Origin of the sequence: uncultured Erythrobacter sp., assembly GCF_947502395.1 — a bacterium.
In the GTDB taxonomy this organism is placed as follows: domain Bacteria; phylum Pseudomonadota; class Alphaproteobacteria; order Sphingomonadales; family Sphingomonadaceae; genus Erythrobacter.
Genome location: NZ_CANMZM010000002.1, coordinates 798245 through 823073 on the forward strand (window position 1 = coordinate 798245; position 24829 = coordinate 823073).

23 protein-coding genes and 1 tRNA gene are annotated in these 24829 nt (G+C 57.2%); 13 read left to right on the plus strand and 11 right to left on the minus strand.

The annotated features are described in order from the left end of the window. The first annotated feature begins 20 nt into the window (after positions 1-20). The 8 genes from pepN to Q0778_RS10215 all read left to right on the plus strand — a co-directional run bounded on the left by pepN (position 21) and on the right by Q0778_RS10215 (position 9643). Complete coding sequence (pepN, locus tag Q0778_RS10180; RefSeq protein WP_298335830.1) at positions 21-2663, plus strand: aminopeptidase N; 2643 nt, start codon at positions 21-23, stop codon at positions 2661-2663. Beyond that, entirely contained in the window at positions 2656-3450 is a 795-nt protein-coding gene (gene pgeF / locus Q0778_RS10185; RefSeq protein ID WP_298335832.1) for a peptidoglycan editing factor PgeF, read from the plus strand. Before pepN ends, pgeF begins: the two co-directional genes overlap by 8 nt. A 235-nt stretch (positions 3451-3685) precedes the next feature. Further along, positions 3686-4240 carry a ubiquinol-cytochrome c reductase iron-sulfur subunit gene (gene petA / locus Q0778_RS10190; protein WP_298335834.1) on the plus strand — a complete coding sequence of 185 codons (555 nt, stop codon included), beginning with the start codon at positions 3686-3688 and terminating at the stop codon, positions 4238-4240. Between the two features lie 57 nt (positions 4241-4297). Then, complete coding sequence (locus Q0778_RS10195) at positions 4298-5608, plus strand: cytochrome b/b6 (protein WP_298306183.1); 1311 nt, start codon at positions 4298-4300, stop codon at positions 5606-5608. A gap of 38 nt (positions 5609-5646) precedes the next feature. Beyond that, positions 5647-6510, plus strand: coding sequence for a cytochrome c1 (locus Q0778_RS10200; RefSeq protein ID WP_298306179.1), 864 nt, complete (start codon positions 5647-5649; stop codon positions 6508-6510). A gap of 115 nt (positions 6511-6625) precedes the next feature. Beyond that, the gene (locus Q0778_RS10205) at positions 6626-7162 is read left to right on the plus strand and encodes an adenine phosphoribosyltransferase (RefSeq protein ID WP_298308159.1); all 537 of its coding nucleotides are present in this window, start codon (positions 6626-6628) and stop codon (positions 7160-7162) included. Between the two features lie 46 nt (positions 7163-7208). Next, complete coding sequence (locus tag Q0778_RS10210; RefSeq protein ID WP_298308155.1) at positions 7209-9032, plus strand: sodium:proton antiporter; 1824 nt, start codon at positions 7209-7211, stop codon at positions 9030-9032. Further along, entirely contained in the window at positions 9029-9643 is a 615-nt protein-coding gene (locus Q0778_RS10215) for an OmpA family protein (protein ID WP_298306176.1), read from the plus strand. Before Q0778_RS10210 ends, Q0778_RS10215 begins: the two co-directional genes overlap by 4 nt. Here the strand turns inward: Q0778_RS10215 and Q0778_RS10220 are convergent. From Q0778_RS10220 to panC, 6 genes are all read right to left on the minus strand, one after another. Beyond that, on the minus strand, positions 9620-10369 hold the full coding sequence (locus Q0778_RS10220) for a 3'(2'),5'-bisphosphate nucleotidase CysQ (protein WP_298306173.1): 750 nt from the start codon (positions 10367-10369) through the stop codon (positions 9620-9622). The two genes, Q0778_RS10215 and Q0778_RS10220, sit on opposite strands and share 24 nt — an antisense overlap. After that, on the minus strand, positions 10366-12282 hold the full coding sequence (gene cysN / locus Q0778_RS10225; protein WP_298335836.1) for a sulfate adenylyltransferase subunit CysN: 1917 nt from the start codon (positions 12280-12282) through the stop codon (positions 10366-10368). Before cysN ends, Q0778_RS10220 begins: the two co-directional genes overlap by 4 nt. Next, the gene (cysD, locus tag Q0778_RS10230) at positions 12282-13193 is read right to left on the minus strand and encodes a sulfate adenylyltransferase subunit CysD (protein WP_298335838.1); all 912 of its coding nucleotides are present in this window, start codon (positions 13191-13193) and stop codon (positions 12282-12284) included. The genes cysN and cysD overlap by 1 nt, the downstream gene beginning before the upstream one ends. A gap of 65 nt (positions 13194-13258) precedes the next feature. Further along, positions 13259-13332: transfer RNA gene (locus tag Q0778_RS10235), tRNA-Gly, on the minus strand. Positions 13333-13375: 43 nt separating this feature from the next. Continuing rightward, positions 13376-14416: a DUF475 domain-containing protein gene (locus Q0778_RS10240; protein ID WP_298306164.1), complete on the minus strand. Its 1041-nt coding sequence runs from the start codon at positions 14414-14416 to the stop codon at positions 13376-13378. A gap of 25 nt (positions 14417-14441) precedes the next feature. After that, positions 14442-15299, minus strand: coding sequence for a pantoate--beta-alanine ligase (gene panC / locus Q0778_RS10245; RefSeq protein WP_298336164.1), 858 nt, complete (start codon positions 15297-15299; stop codon positions 14442-14444). Between the two features lie 143 nt (positions 15300-15442). Here panC and Q0778_RS10250 point away from each other — a divergent pair, with 143 nt between their 5' ends. From Q0778_RS10250 to Q0778_RS10270, 5 genes are all read left to right on the plus strand, one after another. Then, positions 15443-16267 carry a division plane positioning ATPase MipZ gene (locus Q0778_RS10250; protein WP_298336166.1) on the plus strand — a complete coding sequence of 275 codons (825 nt, stop codon included), beginning with the start codon at positions 15443-15445 and terminating at the stop codon, positions 16265-16267. A 3-nt stretch (positions 16268-16270) separates the two neighbouring features. Then, on the plus strand, positions 16271-16603 hold the full coding sequence (locus Q0778_RS10255) for a molecular chaperone DnaJ (RefSeq protein ID WP_298306153.1): 333 nt from the start codon (positions 16271-16273) through the stop codon (positions 16601-16603). 107 nt (positions 16604-16710) lie between these two features. Then, a complete protein-coding gene (pgmG, locus tag Q0778_RS10260; protein ID WP_298335840.1) occupies positions 16711-18147 on the plus strand; it encodes a phosphoglucomutase/phosphomannomutase PgmG in 1437 nt (478 codons plus the stop codon). Positions 18148-18176: 29 nt separating this feature from the next. Then, positions 18177-19043 (plus strand): DUF2059 domain-containing protein, encoded by an 867-nt coding sequence (locus Q0778_RS10265; protein ID WP_298335842.1) that lies wholly within the window; start codon positions 18177-18179, stop codon positions 19041-19043. Beyond that, positions 19040-21520: a ligase-associated DNA damage response DEXH box helicase gene (locus Q0778_RS10270; protein ID WP_298335844.1), complete on the plus strand. Its 2481-nt coding sequence runs from the start codon at positions 19040-19042 to the stop codon at positions 21518-21520. Before Q0778_RS10265 ends, Q0778_RS10270 begins: the two co-directional genes overlap by 4 nt. Positions 21521-21526: 6 nt before the next feature. On the opposite strand, the gene Q0778_RS10275 is transcribed toward Q0778_RS10270, so the two are convergent. The 5 genes from Q0778_RS10275 to Q0778_RS10295 all read right to left on the minus strand — a co-directional run bounded on the left by Q0778_RS10275 (position 21527) and on the right by Q0778_RS10295 (position 24758). Next, positions 21527-21949 carry a biopolymer transporter ExbD gene (locus Q0778_RS10275; protein WP_298335846.1) on the minus strand — a complete coding sequence of 141 codons (423 nt, stop codon included), beginning with the start codon at positions 21947-21949 and terminating at the stop codon, positions 21527-21529. Between the two features lie 176 nt (positions 21950-22125). Next, a complete protein-coding gene (locus Q0778_RS10280) occupies positions 22126-22563 on the minus strand; it encodes a biopolymer transporter ExbD (protein ID WP_298306138.1) in 438 nt (145 codons plus the stop codon). Positions 22564-22588: 25 nt separating this feature from the next. Further along, positions 22589-23122, minus strand: coding sequence for a biopolymer transporter ExbD (locus tag Q0778_RS10285; protein WP_298306135.1), 534 nt, complete (start codon positions 23120-23122; stop codon positions 22589-22591). A gap of 127 nt (positions 23123-23249) precedes the next feature. Next, positions 23250-24023 carry a MotA/TolQ/ExbB proton channel family protein gene (locus Q0778_RS10290; protein ID WP_298306131.1) on the minus strand — a complete coding sequence of 258 codons (774 nt, stop codon included), beginning with the start codon at positions 24021-24023 and terminating at the stop codon, positions 23250-23252. Positions 24024-24095: 72 nt separating this feature from the next. Beyond that, positions 24096-24758, minus strand: coding sequence for an energy transducer TonB (locus Q0778_RS10295; protein ID WP_298306128.1), 663 nt, complete (start codon positions 24756-24758; stop codon positions 24096-24098). Between the last annotated feature and the right edge of the window lie 71 nt (positions 24759-24829).

The following is a 24829-nucleotide window of genomic DNA, read 5'->3' on the forward strand; positions in this document are numbered from 1 at the left end:
TCAACCTAAATCTTGTTGCCATGGATATTGCACACGACTCGATCACCGTCGCCCCACCAACTCCCGCAGAGCCCCCTCTGATAAGACGCGAGGATTATACGCCCTTCGCATGGATAGTGCCTGAGACACAGCTTCACTTCGATCTTGGTATTGAAAGGACTACGGTGACAGCGACGCTCACCGTCCGGCGCAACGCAAAAGCGGTCGCATCCCAAGTCTTACGGCTGAACGGCGATGGCCTCACCGCGAAAAGTGTGATGGTTGATGGCACCGTATCTGACGATTGGGTGATGGAGGGGCCGGACCTTCTTTTGACGCTTCAGGGTGAAGATCATCAGGTGACAATCACAACAGAGATTACGCCTGATCAAAACACGACACTTATGGGCCTCTATGCGTCAAACGGTATGCTGTGCACACAGTGCGAAGCGGAAGGCTTTAGGCGGATCACCTTCTTCCCGGACCGTCCCGATGTGCTCTCGACTTACCGCGTGCGGATGGAAGGCGAAAGGTCCGCCTTTCCGATCCTTTTGTGCAATGGCAATAAAGAGGCGACAGGCGAACTTGAAGGAGGGCGACATTTTGCCGAGTGGTTCGATCCGTGGCCCAAGCCCTCGTATTTGTTCGCCCTTGTTGCTGGCGATCTTGCCGCTAAATCTGGACCCTTCACCACCATGTCTGGCCGGGAGGTGGAGTGCAATATCTGGGTGCGTGCAGAGGATCTGGACCGCACGGACCATGCGCTCGAATCGCTCCATCGGTCGATGAAATGGGATGAGGACGTGTTTGGGCGTGAATACGATCTTGATCTCTACAACATTGTAGCCGTTTCAGATTTTAACATGGGGGCGATGGAGAACAAAGGTCTCAACGTCTTCAACACGAAATTTGTGCTCGCCGATAGCGACACCGCGACCGATGCGGATTTTGACGGCGTGGAAGGGGTGATCGCGCACGAATACTTCCACAATTGGTCTGGCAATCGCATCACTTGTCGCGATTGGTTTCAATTGAGCCTCAAAGAGGGCTTTACCGTCCTGCGCGATCAACTGTTCAGTCAGGATATGCGCGGAGAGGCGGTAAAGCGGATTGAGGATGTGCGCATCCTCCGCGCAGCGCAATTCCCTGAGGATGCAGGGCCTTTAGCACACCCGATCCGTCCGGACAGCTACCGCGAAATCTCGAACTTCTACACCGCGACCGTCTACAATAAGGGCGCAGAAGTCATCCGCATGATGCGGTCGATGGCTGGCGTGCAAGCCTTCCGCAAAGGCACCGACCTTTATTTTGACCGCCACGATGGCGAAGCGGCGACCTGCGAGGATTTCGTCAAGGCGATCGAGGATGGCGCGGGGCTGGATCTTGAGCAATTCCGCCTGTGGTATTCGCAAGCAGGCACACCACGCATCGAAGTGAGCGAGCGCGTGGATGGTGAGGAACTGGTGCTTTCGCTGAAACAAGTGCTCCCGGCGACACCTGGCCAGACCGAGAAGAGCGCGATGCCTATTCCATTGCGGGTAGCAGTGCACGACTGTGAAAGCGGCGCATTGGGCGCTGAGCAGACTATTGTTCTCACCGAGGAGCATGGCGAATTCCGTCTCCCCTTGGTTGGCTCAAGACCGGTGGTCTCAATCAATCGCGGCTACACAGCGCCTGTTGTAATCAAGCGGTCGCTTGACCGTGACGCGCTGCTGTTTCTTGCCGCCAAGGATGATGACTCCTTCGCCCGCTACGAAGCGATGCAGGAGCTCGCGGTTGGGGCACTTGTCGCCGAGGCCAGCGGCGAGGCCGACGCGGCGCAGATTCTCGCAGGGCGCGAGGCTGTGGTTGAAGCGATGCAGGCGGTTATCACCGATGCGTCGCTCGATGATTCGATGCGCAGTGAGCTGATGATGTTGCCGAGCGGAAGCTATCTGTTTGAAGCCATGGCCACGGGTGAACGCAAAGCTGATCCCGGTGCGATCCACGACGCCCGCGAGGCAATGAAAAAGGCGATTGGGGCGGGGCAATCATCCGAGCTGCATGCCGCTTATGAGCGCTGCGCCAAAGTTGCGTTTGACGATCCTGCTGGAGTGGGCGCACGCAAGGTTAAGACATTAGTGCTCGGCTATCTTGCGGCATCGGATCCTGACAAGGCCGCTGAGCTTGCTTCACGTCAATTTGATAGCGCCGACAATATGACCGATCGCCAAGGCGCCTTGATGGTTCTCTCCGGACTTGAACACCCTGCGCGCGAGGAACGGCTTGCCTCTTTTTATCAGCGCTACAGCGGCAATGATCTGGTGATTGACAAATGGTTCACTTTCCAGGCGCTTTCGCTTCATCCCAATGTGCTCGCCCATGTTGAGGCGTTGGCGGGGCATCCGGATTTCACCATGACCAATCCCAACCGCGTGCGTTCGCTCTATATGGCGCTCGCAGGCAACCCTGCGGCGTTTCATGAGGCGAATGGCGCCGGTTACCGAATGATCGCCGATGTCATCATCGCACTCGACCCCATCAACCCCCAAACTGCGGCGCGCTTTGTACCAGCTCTCGGCCGCTGGCGGCGGATTGAACCGGGTCGTGCAGCGCTGATGAAAGCCGAGTTGGAGCGGGTCGCAGCACAAGACAATCTGTCGCGCGACACATTCGAGCAGGTGAATAGGAGCCTTGATGGCTGACCCTGCGCCTACCTCGCCTTCTGAGGTGCCTTTTGCGATTGAGCGCTCGCCGCTCCTCGAAGACGTGTCCCACGGCTTTTTCGGGTCGGCGCGCGGGGCGCACCAGTTTGGTTTTGGCGGTCCCGGCGATCCGGAGGAGATTCGTGCGCTCAGAAATGCCGCGGCGGGGGCGATTCTGCCCGGTGCCCCTATCCAAACACCGCATCAAGTGCATTCGCCAGAAGTGATCACGATCAGCAAGGTGACAGACAAGAAATGGCCTGACCACGCCAAAGATCGCCCAGTCGCTGACGCAGTGGTGACCGATCGTACCGACATTGTTGTCGGGATTGTGACCGCGGATTGTGGCCCTGTGCTCTTTGCCGACCGCGAGGCTGGTGTCGTGGGTGCAGCTCATGCGGGGTGGCGCGGTGCACATAATGGCGTGCTGGAGAACACAGTGTCTGCAATGGAGGCGTTGGGCGCAACTCGTCCGAACATCGTCGCTGTCCTCGGCCCCACGATCGCGCAGCCTAGCTATGAAGTGGATGCCAAGTTTTACGAGAATTTCGCTCGAGAAGAAGCTATGCATTTCGCTGCCGCTGGCGTGCGTGATGGCAAAGAGCGTTGGCAATTTGATTTGCCCGGTTACATTTTGGCGCGGCTCCGTCATGCGGGGCTGAGCACAATCAGTATCCTTGGTCGCGATACCTGTACCGAATCGGAAGCCTACTATTCCTATCGTCGCGCAGTGCAGAGCAGTGAACCCGACTATGGGCGACAATTGACTGCAATTTCACCGGGATAGAGGCGGTTTGGCCTCGCGGCTTGCACGTAGTGGAACCATAAGTGATTAAAACACCATTGGCATTATCTTCAAACGGACTATACGGGCGCCATCCGTGGAACTGAAAATGAGGCTCCAACATTATGGTGGCGCGGATAACAGGGATAATTAGCGCAGCTTGCGCTGTCCGTTAGATTAACATGATCGCCGCAATGGGCCTCGCCTATCTGCGGTTAAAAGAGCAGGGTATCGATAAATGGCTACGACTGCAGACAATATGAACACTGAAGACGGTGTTCGTCGTCGCGATTGGATCCACATTGCCGCTGTAAGCTTTGCAGGCGTTGGCGGCGCGTCAGTTTTGTATCCGCTGGTCAGCCAGATGGCACCAACCGCAGACGTTCTTGCGGCTTCGACCACCGATGTGGATGTGTCCGCGCTTGAGCCGGGTCAGTCGATCAAAGGCGTTTTCCGTGATCAGCCGCTTTTCGTGAAGCGCATGACCCCCGAAGAAATCGCCGAAATGCAAGAGGTCGACCTTGGCGGCCTGCGCGATGCGGAATCGCTTGAGCAACGGCTTGGCGAAGGCAATGCAGACATTCTGGTCCAGCTTGGCGTGTGCACGCACCTTGGTTGCGTTCCGCTTGGCGCTGGTGAGGGTGAAGACAAGGGCGAATTTGATGGGTATTTCTGCCCATGTCACGGTTCGCACTACGATGCGGCTGGCCGCATCCGCAAAGGTCCGGCACCGACCAATCTGGCGGTGCCTGAATTCGCATTCCAGAATGAGAACGTCATCCGCATCGGTTGACGTATAGAATTTTCCTTCAGCAAACTGTTTAACAGCTGAGAAGAGCAAGAGAGCATTATGAGCTTCGCCTGGGCAAACTCTTACGAGCCGAAAAATCCATTCATGGTGTGGATGGATGAGAAACTGCCGCTACCGCGCTTGGTCTATAACGCGATTGGCGCAGGTTATCCGGTTCCGCGTAACTTGAACTACATGTGGAACTTCGGCGTTCTTGCTGGCTTCTTCCTCGTGTTCCAGATTGTCACCGGCATCATCCTTGCGATGCACTATGCGGCGAACACCGATGTGGCCTTTGGTCAGATCGAGCACATCATGCGCAATGTGAATTACGGCTGGTTGATGAAGTATGCACACGCCAACGGCGCGAGCTTCTTTTTCATGGTGATCTACCTCCATATCTTCCGCGGCTTCTATTACTCATCGTATAAAGCACCGCGTGAGATGATCTGGCTCTTGGGCGTGGTTATCTTCCTCCTGATGATGGCAACCGCGTTCATGGGTTACGTTCTCCCATGGGGCCAAATGAGCTTCTGGGGTGCGAAAGTGATCACTGGCCTGTTTGGCGCTATCCCGTTCATCGGTGAGCCGCTTCAGGTTTGGCTGGTTGGCGGCTATGCGCCGAACAACTCGACCCTCAACCGCTTCTTCTCGCTGCACTTCCTGTTGCCATTCGTCATTCTCGGCGCGGTAATCCTGCACGTTTGGGCGCTCCATATCCCGGGCTCGTCAAACCCAACCGGCGTTGAAGTGAAGAAAGAAAGCGACACCGTTCCTTTCCACCCATACTACACCGCCAAAGATGGTTGGTTCTTGGGTCTGGTGCTGACGCTCTTCGCCTTCGTGGTGTTCTTTGCACCAAACGCATTGGGTCACGCCGAAAACTGGATCGAAGCCAACCCGCTTTCGACACCGGCGCTGATTGTTCCAGAGTGGTACTTCTATCCGTTCTACGCGATCCTTCGTGCCTTCACCGGCGATCTCACCATTCCGTTCACCGGAATTGTTCTGATCGAAGCGAAGCTGCTCGGTGTTATCGCGATGTTTGGCTCTATCCTGCTGTGGTTCTTCCTGCCATGGCTCGACAAGAGCCCGGTTCGCTCCGGCTCCTATCGTCCGATGTTCCGGATCTTCTTCTGGATCTTCGTGATCGACATGGCTGCACTGTTCTATCTTGGCGGTGCCAAGGCTGAAGAGCCTTACATCGTGATGAGCCAAATCGCGACGGCATGGTACTTCCTGCACTTCCTGGTGATCTTGCCGATCGTCAGCCAAATCGAAGTGCCAAAGGCGTTGCCGTTTTCGATTACCGAGGCTGTCCTGGGGAAAGATGAGCCAGCAGCCCAAACCGCGGCCGAGCCGGCTGAGTAAGCCGTTTCACTGACCCGATAACGAGAAAGAGTTAGGTCATGACTATTCGTCTTGGAGGCATCCTTTTCGGTCTAGGGATTACGGGGGTTCTGCTCTTGTGGTCGCTTCTGCCCGGAGCCCTCAACTTCGCGTTTCCTACGAAACCCGACTATTACGCCTTCCAGGAGAAGAATATCGCGCCTGAAGGCGGCTTCTCTTTCGATGGACCATTGGGCACGTGGGACACCCAGCAGCTGCAGCGTGGCTATCAGGTCTACAAAGAGGTTTGCTCGGCCTGTCACAGCCTGAAGTTCGTCGCTTTCCGCAACCTTCAGGAAATCGGCTACACCGAAGCGGAAGTTCGTGCTGAAGCGGCAAGCTGGGAAGTTCCGGGTATCGATCCAAAGGACGGCTCGGTGGTCAAGCGTCCGGGTCTTCCAACCGACATGTTCCCGTCGCCATATGCGAACGAAGTCGAAGCACGTGCGTTCAACAACAACGCTCTTCCGCCTGATCTCACGCTTATCACCAAAGCGCGTAACGACGGCGTGCACTATGTTTACTCGTTGATGCAGGGGTACAACGAGGTCGATCCAGAAGATCAGGCTAAGTCACCCGACTTTGAGACGCCTGCGGGCCTCTATTTCAACGAGTATTTCTACAACATCAACATCGCCATGCCTCCGCAGCTTCTTGACGGGATTGTCACTTACTCAGACGGCACCGAAGCCACTGAAGAACAAATGGCACAGGACATCACGGCGTTCCTGACATGGGCAGGCGAACCTACGCTGATCAAGCGCAAGCAGACCGGCTGGTTCGTGATTGGCTTCCTGCTCTTTGCGACTTTCTTTGGCTTTATGTCATACAAGACAGTCTGGGCTGGGAAGAAGAAAAAGAAAGGCGATGTTGAGCTCGTCTGATCGTTTTTCAATCGACTAAAAAATGCCCCGTCATCCGCGCTTGGATGGTGGGGCGTTTTCGTTCCAGAGCCTCAAATTCCATTCTTTTCCGGAGATATTGATGAGCAATCTGACCTTGTCGCCTGATGCGCTCAAAGCGCTTGTGCGCACAGTGCCGGATTTCCCGGAACCTGGCATACAGTTTCGCGATATCACCACGCTGATTGGCCACGGCAAGGGGCTCGCTGCGAGTGTCCATTATCTGTCTGAGCTGGCGAAGGCCAACGGTGCGCAGAAGATCGCTGGGATGGAGGCACGTGGGTTTATCTTCGGTGCCGCCGTAGCCGTTCACATGGGCATTGGCTTTCTCCCTGTGCGCAAGCCCGGCAAGCTCCCAATCACGACTATCGGCGTGGACTACGCGCTCGAGTACGGCACCGACCGGCTTGAGATCGACCCAAGCGCCATCTCTGATGGGGAGCGAGTGGTCATTGTCGACGACTTGATCGCAACCGGCGGCACGGCCCTCGCCAGCGCGCAACTGCTGCGTCAAGCGGGAGCGCGTGTTGACCACGCGATTTTTGTGATCGACCTCCCAGATTTGGGCGGAGCAGAGCGTTTGCGCGAAGCAAATGTTGACGTTTGCGCTCTGATGTCGTTCGAAGGCGAGTAAGGCACCCTCGAGCCTCGTCGCAAATGAATCCCGAAAGGCCCCAAGCATCTCACTAGAAAGCCAAGCTATTACTATCGCCGCTGTCGGTGCACTTGGCATTGGCGCGCAATGGGCTGCGTGGCGTACCGGTTGGCCAGCGATCGTGCTGATGCTGGCGGCGGGTTTCATCGCCGGGCCCATCACGGGAATGATCGACCCCGAGGCCGCTTTTGGGGAGTTGCTAGACCCCATGATCAGTATCGGGGTGGCACTCATTCTGTTTGAGGGCGGGCTCAGCCTCGATCTTCGCGAACTCAGACATTCGGGGAGGGCTGTCTGGCGTCTTGCCACCGTTGGTGTGTTGGTTGGTTGGACCCTTGGGGCGCTCGCAGGCTATTATATTGCTGGCCTGGTTTTGCCTGTCGCGGTTTTGTTTGGTGGCATTCTGATCGTGACAGGACCCACCGTGGTGATCCCGCTCCTGCGCCAAGCGAACATCCAAGCCCGGCCCAATTCGATCCTCAAATGGGAAGGCATCGTCAACGACCCGACCGGCGCGTTGTGCGCGGTGATCGCATATGAGTATTTCCGCCGGGTCAATGAATTCCCCGATGCTAGTGTTTTCGATGTCGCCCCGCCATTGATTATAGCTGCAGTCCTTGCAGGACTTATTGGATATGCAGCCGCGCGGATAATTTCATGGCTCTTCACCCGTGGAGCCGTCCCCGAATTCCTGAAGGTCCCGGTGCTGTTTATCACCGTGATCGCTGTCTTCGTGCTCACTAATCAGATCGAACATGAGGCGGGATTGGTCGCGGTCACCGTAATGGGCGTGACTCTCGCCAACCGGGATATCTCCAGTCTTCGCTCGATCCACCCGTTCAAAGAGAACATAGCGGTTCTCCTTGTTTCGGGCATCTTTATCTTGCTTGCGGCTTCGCTCAAATGGGAAGAGCTCACCTATCTCCAGACCAGCTGGCGGCCTTGGGCCTTTCTTTTGGCACTTCTGTTTGTGGTGCGACCCGTCACGGTTTTGGTCAGTCTCTGGGGCACGACCATTCCATGGAATGAGCGTCTGTTCGTTGCCTGGATCGCGCCGCGTGGGATTGTCCTGGTGGCGATCTCCGGCCTGTTTGCCCTCCGCCTCGGTGATCTTGGGATTGCCGGTGGACAGATCCTAATCGGTCTTAGCTTTGCAGTGGTGGTCGCCACCGTTATCGCGCACGGTTTCAGCGTCAACTTGGTCGCCCGGCTGCTCAAGGTGAAGGGTGACAGTCGCCCGGGTCTCTTGTTGGTCGGCTCCACGCCGTGGACCGTTGCCCTTGCCAAGGAAATGGAGGCGGTTGGCGCACCCGTCATGATCGTCGATCAAAGCTGGCAGAGGTTGGCCAAAGCGCGCCTTGAGGGCCTTCCCCATTATCACGGCGAAATCCTCAATGAGGCGACCGAACATAACCTTGATCTGACGCCATTTCAGGTGATCGTCGCTGCTACTGAGAATGAGGCCTACAACGCGCTCGTGTGTGCCGAATTTGCGCATGAAGTGGGCCAGGATATGGTCTATCAGCTTGGCGAGAATGAGGGTGAAGAAAGTCGGACTGCATTGCCTGAAAGCATCAGGGGCCGCGCCTTGTTCGAAGACGGGTTTGACGCGAGCGAAGTGCATGAGCGCACGCGTGATGGTTGGGTGTTCAAGAAGACCAAGCTGTCGGATGAATTTGACTTCTCGGATGCTCAGAAGAAGCTCTCATCAGAGGCGAGCCTGCTGCTGATCGTTCGCGAAAGCGGCACTTTGCGCTTTTTCACTCACGCCGTGCGCCCGAACCCGCGCAGCGGCGATATCGTAATTTCCTTTGTGCCGCCCAAAAAACGTGAAAAGGTAAGTGTATGAGCCCTAATACAGTCTCGCTCGCTACCATCCCAGTTCTGCTGTTACTCAGCGCTTGCAATCAGGAACCGGAACCGACGGACACCCCCGATGCCGCAACCACCGAGACTGAGCCTGCGCCAGACGAGACAGAACCTGTGTCGATTTTGCGGCCCGATGTGGAAGCGGAAACGATCAAACCTATGGACCCAGAGCCGCAAAGCTATGCGACCACGGTCGGATTTCCTGATGGCGGGAAAGAGCTTGATGCCGATGCGATGGCGGTTCTGGAGCAGGTGCGACAGAGCGATCAGTTCGCGGGGAATGGCGCTATCGTTCTTTACGCGCATAGCGATAGCGCGGGCACCGATGCCGACAATGCGAGTATGTCTGAAGAACGGGGGCTTGCGGTTGCCGAATGGTTGATCGCGGCCGGGGCGGAGCCGCGAAGGATCGACGTGATAGTTTTCGGCGAACAAAACCCCGTTCAACCCAACGCTTTGCCCGATGGTACCCCCAATGAAACGGGCCGGGCAGCCAACCGGCGCGTTGAGATTGAAATCCTCGCTTCGTCGAGCGATGCGCCTGAAAATGCGATTTTAGAAGCCGCCTCAGAGGTCGGCGACGAGGGCTAGAACGTCCTCGGCGTATTCCCGGCGGCAGATGAGCAGGTCCGGCAAATAGGTGTCTGACTGGTTGTAGCGCAGCGGCGATCCATCGATGCGCGAGCAATGCAGGCCATGCGCCCTCGCGACAGCCACCGGCGCACAGCTGTCCCATTCATATTGCCCACCTGAGTGCAAATAGATCTCCGCTTCGCCGCGCACGACCGCCATCGCTTTGCCGCCAGCGCTGCCCATGCCCACAAGCTCGCCACCCATGGCTTCAGCCACGGCAACGGCTTCTTTGGCGGGCCGAGTGCGGCTGACGAGAAAGCGGGGTTTGGCGGCGGGTTCGGGCAAAGCGCTGACCTCATCGGTGCGAATTACAATCCCGCCATTCAGATCGGGCAATGCCACCGCGCCAGTTGTCGCTACGCCATCAATTGCAAGGCCTACGTGTACCGCCCAATCGCTTCGCTCCTCCCCATATTCTCGGGTGCCATCGACGGGATCGACAATCCAAACTCTGGATTTCTCAAGCCGGTCCTTGCTGTCTTTCTCTTCTTCCGAGAGAAGCCCATCTTCCGGGCGATTGCTGCGAATGGCGCTGCACAGAAATTCATTGGCGGTGGCATCCCCCGCGTTGCCAAGCGCCTTGCCTTCAAGCAAGCCGCTGGCCCGCACGTTGAGCGCGATACGGCCCGCCACTTCGGCAAGGTGCGCGGCAAGCTGCGCGTCGGACAGTTCAGGCTGGCTCATTTGAGCGGCAATATCTGCGCGATGATATAATCGGCAGCCTCTTCGACGCTCATATCCACGGTGTTTACGCGGATCTCGGCCAGCTCGGGCTCTTCATAAGGACTGTCGATCCCGGTAAAGTTCTTGAGCTCTCCCGAACGTGCCTTTTTGTAGAGCCCCTTCACATCGCGCGCCTCGGCCACGTCCAGCGGGGTGTCGACAAAGATCTCGATAAACTCGCCCTCAGGCAGCATTTCGCGAACCATGCGTCGCTCGGCCCGGAAGGGTGAGATGAAGGCAGTGAGAACGATCAGACCAGCATCTGCCATTAGCTTGGCAACCTCGCCAATCCGGCGGATGTTTTCGATTCGATCAGCCTCAGTAAAGCCCAAATCCTTGTTGAGGCCGTGGCGCACATTGTCTCCATCAAGGAGGAAAGTGTGCCTGTTCATCAACGCAAGCTTCTTCTCAACCTCATTGGCGATGGTGCTTTTTCCAGAGCCCGAGAGACCGGTGAACCAAAGCACGCGGGGTTTCTGGTTTTTCAGGATCGCGTGGTCCTCGCGCGCGACCGTAGTCGGTTGCCAATGGACGTTTTGTGCGCGGCGAAGGCTGAAATTGAGCATTCCCGCACCAACCGTCGCATTGGTGAATTTGTCGATCAGGATAAAGCCGCCGAGCGTACGTGAGGCATCGTAGGGCTCAAAAACAATCGGCTTGTCGGTTGCGAGCTCGACCTCGCCGATCCCGTTCAACCCAAGGGTCTTCGCCGCAAGGTGATCGAGGCTGTTAACGTCGATCTCAAACTTGGGGCTCTGCACTGTCGCAGTGACGGTTTGCGAGCCGAGTTTCAGCCAATAGCCACGACCCGGTTTGAGCGCTGTTTCGTCAAGCCAGACGAGCTTGGCGCAGAATTGGTCTGAAACCTCAGGCGGATCGTCGGCCGCCGCGATCACATCGCCTCGGCTGCAATCGACCTCGTCTTCTAGGGTAAGCGTCACCGACTGGCCTGCAACCGCCTCGTCGAGATCGCCGTCGAAGGTGGTGATGGTCTCCACCTTGGATGTCTTACCGGAAGGCACCACGCGCACGGTGTCGCCCGGCTTGATGGTTCCCGTCGCGATCTGTCCGGCAAAGCCGCGGAAATCGAGATTAGGGCGGTTCACCCATTGGACGGGCATGCGGAAGGGTCCGCGCTGAGCGGTCGTCGTGGCGACTTCAACGCTCTCAAGATGCTCGATCAGAGCCGGGCCTTGATACCAAGGTGTATTTGAGGATGGCGCTGCGGTGATATTGTCGCCCTTGAAGCCTGAAATCGGAATGGCGGTGAAATCCTCAATCCCGACTTCCTTGGCGAACTCTGCATAATCTGCCAGGATCTCCTCAAATGTGCTCTGGCTGTAGTCGACCAGATCCATCTTGTTCACTGCTAACACAACCTGCTTGATGCCAAGAAGGTGGACGAGGAAGGAGTGCCGCCGCGTTTGTGCAAGCACGCCTTTGCGCGCATCGACAAGGATCACCGCAAGATTGGCGGTTGAGGCACCGGTGACCATATTGCGTGTGTACTGCTCGTGCCCTGGCGTATCGGCGACGATGAACTTGCGCTTCTCAGTCGTGAAAAAGCGATAGGCGACATCAATCGTGATGCCCTGCTCGCGTTCGGCAGCGAGGCCATCGACCAGAAGCGCGAAGTCAATCTCTTCGCCCTGCGTTCCATGCTTGGCGCTGTCCGCTTCAAGGCTTGCCAGCTGATCTTCGAAGATCATCTTTGAGTCGTAAAGCAGCCGTCCGATCAGGGTCGATTTTCCGTCATCCACGCTGCCGCAAGTGATGAAGCGGAGCAGGCTCTTATGTTGGTGCGTGTCGAGATATGCGTCGATGTCTTCCGCAATCAGAGCATCGGTTTCATAAGCTGGGTGGCTCTTTTCCATCAGAAATACCCCTCCTGCTTCTTCTTCTCCATGCCGGCCCCGCCCGCATCCTTGTCGATCACACGGCCTTGGCGCTCGCTGGTGGAGGTCAGCAGGGTTTCCTGCACCACTTCCGAAAGGGTGGAGGCTGTGCTCTCGACCGCCCCAGTAAGCGGGAAGCAGCCAAGCGTGCGGAAGCGGACTGACTTCATGGTGATCTCGGGCTTTTTGCCCATGACCTTTTCAAGCCGGTCGATATCGTCGGCCATAAACAGGCCACCTTCCCACTCAAACGTTGGACGCTCGGCAGCGAAATAGAGCGGGACAATCTCTATGCTCTCACTCATTATGTACTGCCAGATGTCGAGTTCGGTCCAATTGGACAGAGGGAAGACACGGATGCTCTCACCCTTGTTCTTCTTGGCGTTGTAGAGATTCCACAGCTCAGGGCGTTGATCCTTGGGGTTCCAGCTGTGTGAGGCGGTGCGGAAGGAGAAGACGCGTTCCTTGGCGCGGCTTTTCTCTTCATCACGGCGAGCGCCGCCAAAGGCTGCGTCAAAACCATAATGGTCGAGCGCCTGCTTCAACCCTTGGGTCTTCCACATATCGGTGTGCAGTGGCCCGTGGTCGAACGGGTTGATCCCGCGTTCTGCCGCCTCTTCATTCTGCCACACCAACAGCTTCATGCCGGTCTTTTCCGTGACCGCATCACGTAGCGCATACATGTCCTGAAACTTCCACGTCGTATCAACATGGAGCAACGGGAACGGTGGGGTAGCCGGGTAAAAGGCCTTGCGGGCCAAGTGCAGCATCACTGCGCTATCCTTGCCGACCGAATACATCATGACCGGGTTTTGAGCCTCAGCCACAACTTCGCGCAGGATGTGAATACTCTCGGCCTCAAGCCGTTGGAGGTGCGTAAGCGTCGTCATGCAGGGGCAGCTAAGCCTTAGCTGCTCCCAAGCAAAACTAGAAAAGCTACTGCAAAGGAAATTTTTGGAGCGGGTAAGGGGAATCGAACCCCTCTAGCCAGCTTGGAAGGCTGGAGCATTACCACTATGCTATACCCGCCCGCTCTTGGAGGCGCGCCTTTGCCACTAAAGCGGCGCGCTCGTCAAGCGGCCTGTGGTGCCTGATTGGCCCTGTTGGCACGTACTGATGACCAGAATGCCAGGCCGATCAGAACTGCACCAATCAGCCCGGTGATGACCTCGGGGATATGCGCGAATGTGTTGATGTACATGATCACCGCCAGCGCGAGGATCGCGTAAAAAGCGCCGTGCTCCAGATAGCGATATTCCGACATCGTGCCTTTGCGCACGAGGAAGATTGTCATCGAACGCACAAACATCGCGCCAATGCCAAGGCCAATGGCGATGATGATCAGATTGTTGGTAAGCGCGAAGGCTCCGATCACTCCATCGAAGGAGAAGCTTGCATCCAGCACTTCGAGATAGAGGAACGCGCCGAAGCCAGCCTTCGCCACATCACCTGAGGAAGGGGTCGGCGGTTCGAGTACGTGGTTGACCACCTCTACGACCAGATAGGTCAGCAGCCCCCCGATGGCGGCGGTGATGAAAGTGAGTGCGTCCTCGTCCGCGAGCATGGTCGAAGTTGCCCAAGTGCCCAGCAGCACAAGACCGATGGAAATCGCTTCGATATCTGCCACCTTGGCCAAAGGGCGCTCGATCATATCGATCCAATCATGCTCTTTGTCGGAATCGAAGAAGAATTTGAGACCCACCATGCCAAGAAACGCGCCGCCAAAGCCCATCAGGCCAATATGCGCATCGCTCACGATTCGCTGATATTCAGCCGGATCGCTTAATGCCAAACGCACTGCGTCCACCGGACCAAGCGAGGCAGCGACCATCACAATCACAATGGGGAAGACGATCCGCATTCCGAAGACTGCGATGGCGATCCCCCAGGTGAGGAAACGTTGCTGCCAGACCGGGTCCATATCCTTCAGGATCGAGGCGTTGACCGCGGCATTGTCGAAGGAAAGCGATACCTCAAGAACCGCCAGAACCGCACAGATCCATAGGATAGAAAGCGTGCCCTCAACCGTGCCGTGCAGCGCCCAGCCATACCATCCGCCCAGCGCCATGCAGATGGCGGTAAAGAGGAGCGAACCCCAAAAATGCTTCAACATCGCTGTGTGGTTCCTTCGTGGCCGCTCATGCAGAGACGGCCATATTGTCGATTAGGCGGGTGCCGCCGATCCGGGCCGCGACCAAAAGCCGAGCCGAGGAGCCCGTTAGGCGGTCAATAGCTCGAAGGGAAGTGGCATCCGCAAGCACCGCATAGTCGACGCTTTCAAAGCCCGCTTCGAGAAGGGCCTTTTCAAGCGAGGCCAGAGCGGGAACAGCATCGCTGCACGCCTCAATCTCCGCAATCGCTTGCTTCATTGCCTTTGGGAGCGTGGCCGCCGCCGCCCGATCCGCAGCCGACAAGTACCGATTGCGGCTCGACATCGCGAGACCATCCGCCTCACGCACTGTGGGAACACCAATGATCGAATGCGCATGGGGAAGCGTAAGATCGAGATCACGCGCCATCGCCCGGATCACGGCAAGCTGTTGAAAATCCTTCTCCCCAAAGAATGCCATGTCAGGGAGAACCTGATTGAAAAGCTTGTTCACCACCGTGGCAACGCCATCGAAATGGCCAGGGCGCGAAGCCCCGCACAGACCCTCGCTGACTTCGCTCACGGAGACATTAGTGACGAAGCCATCCGGGTACATCTCGCGCGCCTCAGGTGCCCAAAGCAGCGCGCATCCTTCCGCCTCAAGCATGGCCGCATCTTCAGCCAGTTGGCGGGGATAGGCGTCCAGATCTTCGTTTGGGCCAAATTGAGTCGGGTTCACAAAAATCGATGCCACAACTGCGTCACAATTTTCCAAAGCTTTTCGAACAAGCGTCAAATGCCCCTCGTGCAGCGCACCCATGGTCGGCACGAGGCCAATCCGCGCGCCGCTGCTGCGCAGCTTGGTTACGCTCGTTCTCAACACATCGAGTGTGTGCACCGTTTGCACGTGGGTGTCCCCTCGGATAAAGTTCACTTGGTTCGATAGACCGGGGTGTAGGGCTCTCACAAGATGTGCCGTTCCGCTGGTCACCGGTAAAGCGCAATCAGCCCACCGAAGCTGACCCGCTTGTTCACGAGGAAATAGAATACATGGTCGCCGCTCCAGCAAAACACCGAACGCACCGGATTGTTTTTGCAAATGAAAAAGGTGGAACCGGCAAATCGACCACGGCGGTGCATGTTGCGGTCGCCATGTCCTATCTAGGTCATCGGGTGACGATGCTCGATCTCGACCCGCGCCAGCGTACCTCGCATCGCTATATGGAGAACCGCTTTCATACGATGCAGCGGCGCGATCTCCACTTGCCGACACCCGCTTGTGAAGTGTTCAAAGGCCGAAGCCCGCAAGCCCTATTGGTCAAGATCGACAAGCTAGAGAAAGACTGCGATTTCTTGATCATTGACAATCCGGGGCGCGATGATGAGTTCGCGCGGACCGCAGTCGAACAGGCGGACACTCTGGTCACGCCGATGAACGACAGCTTCGTGGATTTCGACCTCATCGGTCAGGTTGACCCAGAGAATTTCAATGTGAAGAAACTGTCTTTCTTCGCCGAATTGATCTGGGAAGCGCGAATGAAACGCAGCCGCGCAACCGCCGCTGGAGAGCGACCGGAAATGGACTGGATCGTGGTGCGCAACCGCACGGGCCATACTGAAGCGCGAAACATGACGCGCATCAATAAGGCGCTCACCGAAATGTCGAAGCGCGTGGGCTTCCGTGTCACCCATGGCCTATCGGAACGCGTGATTTTCCGTGAGCTCTTTCCCTCGGGTCTGACCTTGCTCGACAAGGGGCACTTGGGTGATCTTGGCACAAGCCATCTGGTCGCCCGCCAGGAACTGCGTGCTCTTGTTATGGCGTTGAACCTACCCCAGATGAACAAGCCAAAAGCCCCGATGGAGCCCGCGTAAGCCATGCTGAAGATTGCCGTACTTCTTATCGTGATCACATTGCTGTGCCGCTGGGCCATGGGGAAATGGCCGTGGGAGCTCCTCGCTGGGCCGCCTTCGCGCGGGCAAAAGCTGGCTGAGGCGCGTAAAGCTCTGGGCGTTGACCGTTCGGCCAGCCGCGAAGATATTCTAAGCGCTCATAAGAAGATCATTGCCAAGGTGCATCCCGATCGTGGCGGCTCGACTGCCGAAGTTCACGAGGCCAATGATGCGCGGGACTTTTTGCTGGCGAACCTTCCTCCCTCCGTTGCCGATGCCAAACATGACGATCCTCCCGATGGTTCGTCTTCGGACTGACGCGATTGTCGTGGAAGGTTGAGCGAAGGGCGTTTATGACCTTGGCTATATTACAACGCATCCATGCGTGCACTTAGAACTCAAGATCAAAAGGCCCCTAAAGACCGATGCACCACACTTTCGATTCTACAATCCTTCGCGAATACGATATTCGCGGGATCATCGGCGAAACGCTTGGCGCGGAAGATGCGCGTGCGATTGGTCGATCCTTCGGCACCATGCTTCGTCGCGCAGAAGAGGCCGATGGAGCGGTGAGCGCTCCCAAGGTGGCAGTCGGATATGATGGCCGGGTGAGCTCACCCATGCTTGAGCATGCATTGGTCGAGGGAATCTCAGCCAGTGGCTGTGATGTGGTGCGCGTCGGCATGGGGGCCACGCCCATGCTCTATTACGCGGAGGCTTCAGCCGAAGACGTGAAGGGCGGCATTCAGATAACTGGCAGTCACAATCCCCCCAATTATAACGGCTTCAAAATGGTATTTCAGGGGCGACCGTTTTTTGGGGCTGATATTCAGGCGCTCGGGACCATGGCCGCTGCCGGGAACTGGGCCGACGGAGCGGGGGAAGTCACCTCGCGCGACATCCTTGGCGAATATGTCGAGCGCATGCTCGAAGGACTGGCCGGCATAGACGGTTCTCAACTGAACGACCTCAAGGTCGGCTGGGATGCTGGAAACGGCGCGGCCGGACCGGCCCTCGAAGCGCTGGCGGCGCGATTGCCGGGTGAACACCATTTGCTGTTTACTGACGTTGATGGACATTTTCCCAATCACCACCCTGATCCAACGGTTGAGGAGAACCTGACCGATCTGCGCGCGCTCGTCGCGGAGAAGAGCCTCGATTTTGGAGTTGCCTTTGACGGCGATGGCGACCGGATTGGTGCGATTGATGGCCAAGGTCGGATTATCTGGGGCGACCAACTCTTGATGATCTACGCTGAGGACGTTCTAAAATCCCATCAAGGTCAAACGATTATCGCCGATGTAAAAGCCAGCCGCGCGCTGTTCGATCATGTGGTAGAACACGGCGGTGAGCCACTGATGTGGAAGACGGGCCACTCGCTGATTAAATCCAAAATGAAGGAAACGGGGTCTCCTCTCGCGGGTGAAATGAGTGGTCACATCTTCTTTGCTGACACGTATTATGGCTTTGACGATGCGCTTTATGCTGGGATTCGTTTGCTGGCGGCTTCGGCACGGCTAGGCAAATCGGTGACCGAGCTGCGCGGTGCAATCCCAGATATGCTCAACACGCCGGAGATGCGTTTCCAGGTGGACGAGGCGCGCAAATTCCCTGCTATGGCCGAGATCACTGAGCGGCTTACCACCAACCCTGGCGATGGCGTAGACGAGGTCAATGCAACCGATGGTGTGCGGGTGAATACGGCTGATGGCTGGTGGCTCCTTCGCGCGTCCAACACGCAGGATGTGCTCGTGGCCCGCGCCGAGAGCGACACCGAAGAAGGCCTCGAACGCCTGATCGCTCAGATCGATGAGCAATTGACACTTTCCGGCCTCGAGCGTGGGGAGAGCGTTGGGCACTGACCCCGCGCTCGAGGCCCACAAGGAGAAACATGATGAAGCACAATGCTCTGGTTGCCGCAGCGGTTCTCTCACTCGCCACAAACACGTCTCCATTGGTGGCGCAGGGTCAGGCCGTACCGGAGCTACCTGTGACCATATCAGACGATCCCACGGCCGCTCAGGCCGAAGAACTCGGGGCAATCAGCTCGCTGTTCGGGGATATGTTCGGTGGGGCGGAACCCCTCTCACCAGAGGAAGAGGCGCGTGTAGGGGCGGCCATGCAAGTCGTGACCAAGCTCTTTCCCGAAGGCACCTATGCCAAGATGATGGAAGAGAGCATGGCACCCATGCTTGAGGGTATGATGGGGGGATTGGGTGGGTCGCCTGCGTTTGCGCTCGTGTCACTAACCGGCCTGGACCTCGTCTCGCTTCAATCGATTGACGAAGACAGACTTGCAGCGGCGGTGGCATTGCTCGACCCGGCAGCAGCGGAGCGCAATGCTGCCATGGGTGAGGCAATGTTCGCGCTGATCAGCGAAGTCGTAGTTGAGATCGAGCCCGCTTATCGCGCTGGCCTTGCTCGCGCCTACGCTGTGCGATTCAGCGAAGACGAACTCACCGACCTTGCTGCCTATTTCAAAACGCCTGTCGGAGAGAAATACGCCGCCGAGAGCTTTTTGATCTTTGCAGATCCGCAAGTGATGGCTTCGATGAACGAGGTGATGCCCGTTATGATGCAACGCATGCCGGCCCTGTTCGAGACGATGGGTGAGGTTGGCTCGGAGTTCCCTGAGGGACGCACGTTTTCGGCGCTGGGCGGGGATGAACGCGCAGAACTGGCAGTGCTTCTGGGTGTTAGCGAGGAAGAGCTTGCTCAGGCAGAGCCCGCCGTCCGGACTACCAACCCGATCGAATGATTTCAGACACGCCGACGGTCCCATCTGAAATCCAGAGTTGGTTTGACGCGCGGGGGTGGCGCATCCGTCGGCATCAGATCGATATGCTCGCCAAGGCGCGGGAGGGCCGCGATGCGCTGCTGGTGGCGGACACCGGTGCGGGCAAGACGCTGGCTGGGTTTTTACCGACCTTGTGCGACTTTGCGCCCTCGGTTGGCGAGCTGCCTGAAGATGGGCTCCATACGCTCTATGTCTCGCCGCTCAAGGCGCTTGCGCACGATGTGAAGCGCAATCTGCTCACGCCGGTAGAGGAGATTGGACTGCCGATCCGGGTGGAGACGCGTTCAGGAGACACCTCATCTGACCGCAAGAAGCGACAGCGCACAAAGCCGCCCCATGTTTTGCTGACAACGCCGGAAAGTCTGTCTCTGCTGCTGTCCTATCCTGAAAGCATGGAGCTGTTCGGCACCCTTAAGCGGGTCGTCATTGACGAGGTGCACGCCTTTGCAACTGGAAAGCGCGGTGACCTTTTGGCGCTCGCTTTGGCGCGACTTCAACAGCTAGCACCCGATTTACAGCGGGTGGCTTTGTCGGCGACGCTGGCAAATCCTTTGAGCTTTCAGGAATGGCTCAGCCCGCAAACCGTTGATGACATAGGCGAGATCCATGCGGCGGACCTTGTGCTGGGCGAGAAAGGGGCCTCGGCCGAAGTCGATATTCTTTTGCCGATCGAAGAGCGCGTTCCCTGGGGCGGACATGCGGGACGCTGGGCGGTTGATCAGCTGATGGAGGCGATCAAGGACAATCGCACAACTCTGATTTTCACCAATACACGCTTCCTCGCCGAGTTCATTTTCCAATGTTTGTGGGAGGTGAATGAGGACAATCTGCCCATTGGGGTGCACCACGGGAGCCTTTCCAAAGAGGCGCGCCGCAAGGTTGAGGACGCTATGGCGGCGGGTGAATTGCGGGCGCTGGTGTGCACCGCTTCCCTCGATTTGGGAGTTGATTGGGGCGATATTGATCTGGTGGTGCAAATGGGCGCGCCGAAGGGCTCCTCCCGACTGCTCCAACGGATTGGGCGCGCGGGCCACAGGCTCGATACGGCAAGTCGCGCGATGTTGGTGCCGGGCAATCGGTTTGAGTTTTTGGAGGCGATGGCGGCCAAGGACGCTGTCGATGAAGGCATGCGCGATGGTGAGGGTTTTCGCGCAGGCGGACTAGATGTGCTCGCACAGCATGTGATGGCCTGCGCATGTGCGGGGCCTTTCCACGAGGACGACCTGCTGGCTGAAGTGCGTAGCTCCATGGCTTATGCTTGGGTCGACCGCGAGGCTTTTGATCGGGTGCTTCATTTCGTCGAAAGCGGAGGATACGCGCTCAAGGCCTATGACAAGTTCAAGCGGATCACACGCGACAAGACCGGCGTGTGGCGGCTCACCCACCCCAATCAGGCACAGCGTCACCGGATGAATGCTGGGATCATTGTTGACTCCGAAATGCTCATGGTCCGTTTCAAGAATGGGCGGCAGCTGGGCAAGGTGGAGGAGCGGTTTGCAGCGCAACTCTCTTCCGGAGACACCTTCTTCTTTGCGGGCATGAGCCTTGAGGTCGAAAGCGTCAAAGACATGGATGTGATTGTGCGCGCGGCGAAAAAGTCAGCGACCATCCCGAGTTATGGTGGCTTGCGCTTACCGCTCACCACCCACCTTGCGACGCGGGTACAGGCGATGCTCGATGACCGCGCGGGCTGGGGGCGCTTTCCCGATGATGTGCGCGAATGGCTTGAGGTGCAGGATTATCGCAGCCGCTTGCCGAAACCGGGCGAACTGCTGGTCGAAAGCTTTCCGCATGCAAGGAAGCACTACACCGCCTACTACACTTTCGAAGGGTGGAACGCGAACCAGTCGCTCGGGATGTTGATCACTCGGCGGATGGAAAGCCTTGGCCTCATGCCGGGGGGATTTGTAGCGAATGATTACACGCTGGCGGTGTGGGGTTTGAAGCCGGTGGAGGACCCCAAGCCGCTCTTGTCGCCCGACATTCTGACCGAGGAGTTCACCGAATGGGTGACCGAAAGCCACCTTTTGCGCCGGGCTTTTAGGGAAGTCGCAGTCATCAGCGGTCTGATCGAGCGCCAGCATCCAGGTAAGCGCAAGACGGGAAAACAAGTCACTTTCTCAACCGACCTCATCTACGATGTACTCAAGAAGTATGAGCCGGATCATGTGTTGTTAGAGGCCGCATGGGCGGATGCGCGCGCGCGGATGACTGATGTGGGGCGGCTTGCTGACCTGCTGGAGCGTTCGCAATCAGAGTTGGTCCATGTCGAACTCGAGCGGGTGAGTCCCCTTGCTGTGCCCGTCATGACCATGATTGGCCGCGAAGCCGTGCCTCAGGGAGCGGTCGATGAAGAGCTGCTAATCGAAGCTGCGAGCCTTGCGGGCGAAGCTATGCGGATCGATCCTCAGGACATGGAGGCGTTGGAGGGGGGGTAGGCGTGCTCAATCGAACCGCCGGTACTTCTCATTGCCGACAAAGCCGAAGTTGGTGACGCCTGAGACTTTAATCTCGCGCAGGACTTCGGCGGAAGTCTGGTAGCTTGCTTGCGCCTCGGGTTCGAAATGGAGGGCTGGCTCTGGTGTCATGAGGGTGGAGGCCTTCAGGAGCCCGGCAAGCTCTATCTTCGTGATCAGCTCGTCATTCCACAAAATGGCATCTGATTGCGAGATGACGACTTTGTTGATCACAGGGTCGGGTGCCTTAGTGATTTCATCAGTTCCGCCGAGGCCGACTTCCACCAAATGTGAGGCAATCGGAATGGTGATAATAAACATCACCAACAATACCAAAAACACATCAATCAGCGGGGTCATGTTCATGGAACTGACGGGGGTATCGCCATTGGGGGTATGCGAAACAGCCATGTATTCTCTCCTCTTGTGATCAGGACAGAACTCAAGTCTAAAGCAAAACCAATAGGTTGCCTAATGCACACGGGTATGCGCGCAGCAACCGATGCAACTCTAGGCCAACAAAAAAGGCGCCGCGGTTTCCCGCGGCGCCCTCTTGTCGGAGCCGAAACTCCGATATTTGCTATGCCTTATTCGCCTTTACCGAAAACGCGATACTTCTCGTTTCCGACAAATCCGAATTTGGTCACGCCTGAGTTTTTGATCGTCTGCAGCACCTTGGCTGAGATGTCATAGCTTGCCAGCGCTTCCGGCTCGAATTGCAATTCTGGTTCAACCGCCATTTGAGTGGTTTCTGCCAGAATGGTGCGCAATTGACCGCCATTGACGGTCTCACCATTCCACAGGATCTGATCAGCGGCGGTGAGAACAAGTTTGTTCTTCACCGGGTCGATCACAATGTCCTGCGGGGGCGGATTGCCTTGCGGCAGATCGATGTCGACCGAGTGTGTCGCCACCGGAATGGTGATGATGAACATAATCAGCAGAACGAGCAAAACGTCGATCAGCGGCGTCATGTTCATATCCATCATCGGTTCGCCGTCGAGTTTACCTCCAGCCATACCCATGTCAGTTACTCCTTAAATTCGCCGATCAGCCGTTGGGATCAACCGGGTTGGAGATGAATCCAACCGTCGGATAGCCGGCAGCCTGAATGTTGTAGATCGCGCCTGCAACGCAGCGCCACGGAGCGTTCTTGTCGGCGCGGATATGCACCTGTGGGATCGCATCAGGATCTTCCATGATCGCTTCGACACCGCCAGCGCGCTGGACAATGTTGTCGAGGCGCTCAAACGCCTGATTGTAGAGTTCTTCAGACGTCACCGGAGTGATGTTGTTGAAGTACACCCGGCATTCACCGCTACGCGTCGCACCGGTAAATCCGCTGCGGATTGTGCTCGCAGTGGAACCGGCAGCATCGGTCGTGCTGACGGTCAGCTGGAGGTTCTCCACCTTGTTCTTCGACTCAATCGATTCAAACACGGGGATTTCAAGCTGCTCGATCGTTTGGATCGCCACCGGAACCGCGATGAGGAAGATGATGAGGAGAACCAGCATCACGTCCACGAGCGGCGTGGTGTTGATGTCGGACATGGGGGTATCCCCGCCTCCCATCGAAATCGCCATTGTGAATTCCTTATCTGCTCAAAAAAGAGCGTTTCTCAAAAGAGACATCTCGCAAAAGATGCCGTTTGCGAAGGGGGTAAGCCCGGCCGGGGGACGAAGACCATTCGCGCGCCCCGGCCGATGAAACTTACTTCTTCGCTGGTGCAGCAGCCGGCTTCGCAGCAGGCTTCTTAGCAGCTGGTGCGGCAGACACCGCAGGCTTAACCGCGCCGTTTGAGCCGATGTAGGCCACGATGTTGTTCGAGAAATCGGTCATGAGAGCGTCGATGCGACGGTTGCGCGACTGGAGCCAGTTAAACGCAAGCACAGCAGGCACAGCCACAAGCAGACCAATCGCGGTCATGATCAGTGCTTCACCAACCGGGCCAGCAACCTTATCGATCGAAGCAGAACCTTCGATGCCGATGTTGATCAGAGCGCGGTAGATGCCGATCACTGTACCGAGCAGACCAATAAACGGTGCGGTAGCGCCGACCGATGCGAGGAAGGAAAGACCACCAGACAGAGCCTGGTTAATGGTGTTCTGCGAGTGAGCGAGCTCTTCTTCGACGAAGTGGATCTCGTTCGCTGCGCCTTCCATCTTGGCGTGGTGGTCCTGAGCGGTGACAGCATCGTCAGCCAGCTGACGCCATGCGCTGTTCTTCTCAAGCTTTGTTGCACCTTCTTTAAGCGAAGCAGCACGCCAGAATGCGGTTTGAACGCCTTTGTACTGACGCATCACTTTGTTCTGCTCAAAGTACTTGGTGAACAGGATGTAGAACGATCCAACTGACATGATGACCATGACGGCAAGGATCGACCAAGCGACAGGGCCGCCTTCTTCCATGGCTTTCCAGAAGCCAAATTCGTTCACAGGTGCTTCAGTGTCGGCAGCGGCCGCAGCAAGATAATAAAGGTTCATTGCGAGTAGTCCTCTTGAAATTGTGTCCCGGGAGAAGCGGCTTCTTCCAATCCGCTAGCTCCATTCATTCGATTAATTCAGTCGGTAGGTGATCCGCGTGGAATACCGACCGGTTGTCTCATTCCCTTGAGCGTCAAGCGCCGGATTGAAGCGTGCGTAACGCTCCATCCCGCGGCATGCTGCCTGATCGAGGATGCTGGAGCCGCTTGATGCGGTGACCGAGCATCCGGTGGCACGGCCATTGGGAGTGACAGTCACACTCACACCAACAGTGCCTTCGATCTCTTCACGCAAAGCGCGTGAGGGATAGTTTTCCTGAATTCGCGCAGCCCAACGGCGCTCATTGCGTGTGGTAGCCCCACGAGCAAGCGACGGCGGCGGCGGCGCTGGAGGCGCCACAGGTGCCGGCGGCGGAATCACAAGCGCCGGTGGAGACGGCGGAGGGATTGTCGGCTGCGTTTGAATCGGCGGCGGAGCCGGCGCGATATTAATCGGCGGAGGCGGTGCTACCGGCGGCGGAGGAGCAGTTTCCTCCGGCGGGGGTGGTGGCTCATCCGGCTCTTCAGGGGGCGGGGGCTCTTCAATGTCGACCGTAGTAACCCGCTCAACGACCTGTTTCACTGCCGAAATGGCAAGGCCGGAAATGAGCAGATACCCAATCGCTACATGGATTACCCCAACGATGATAATGGAAGTAACCCTACTCCCACCCATTTGTTGATCAGCGTAAGCCATCCAGTCGCTTTCACTCCATTTTATTGGTCGAACGGGACCGTCCGACACATATTTTCACAACTCGAGGCAAT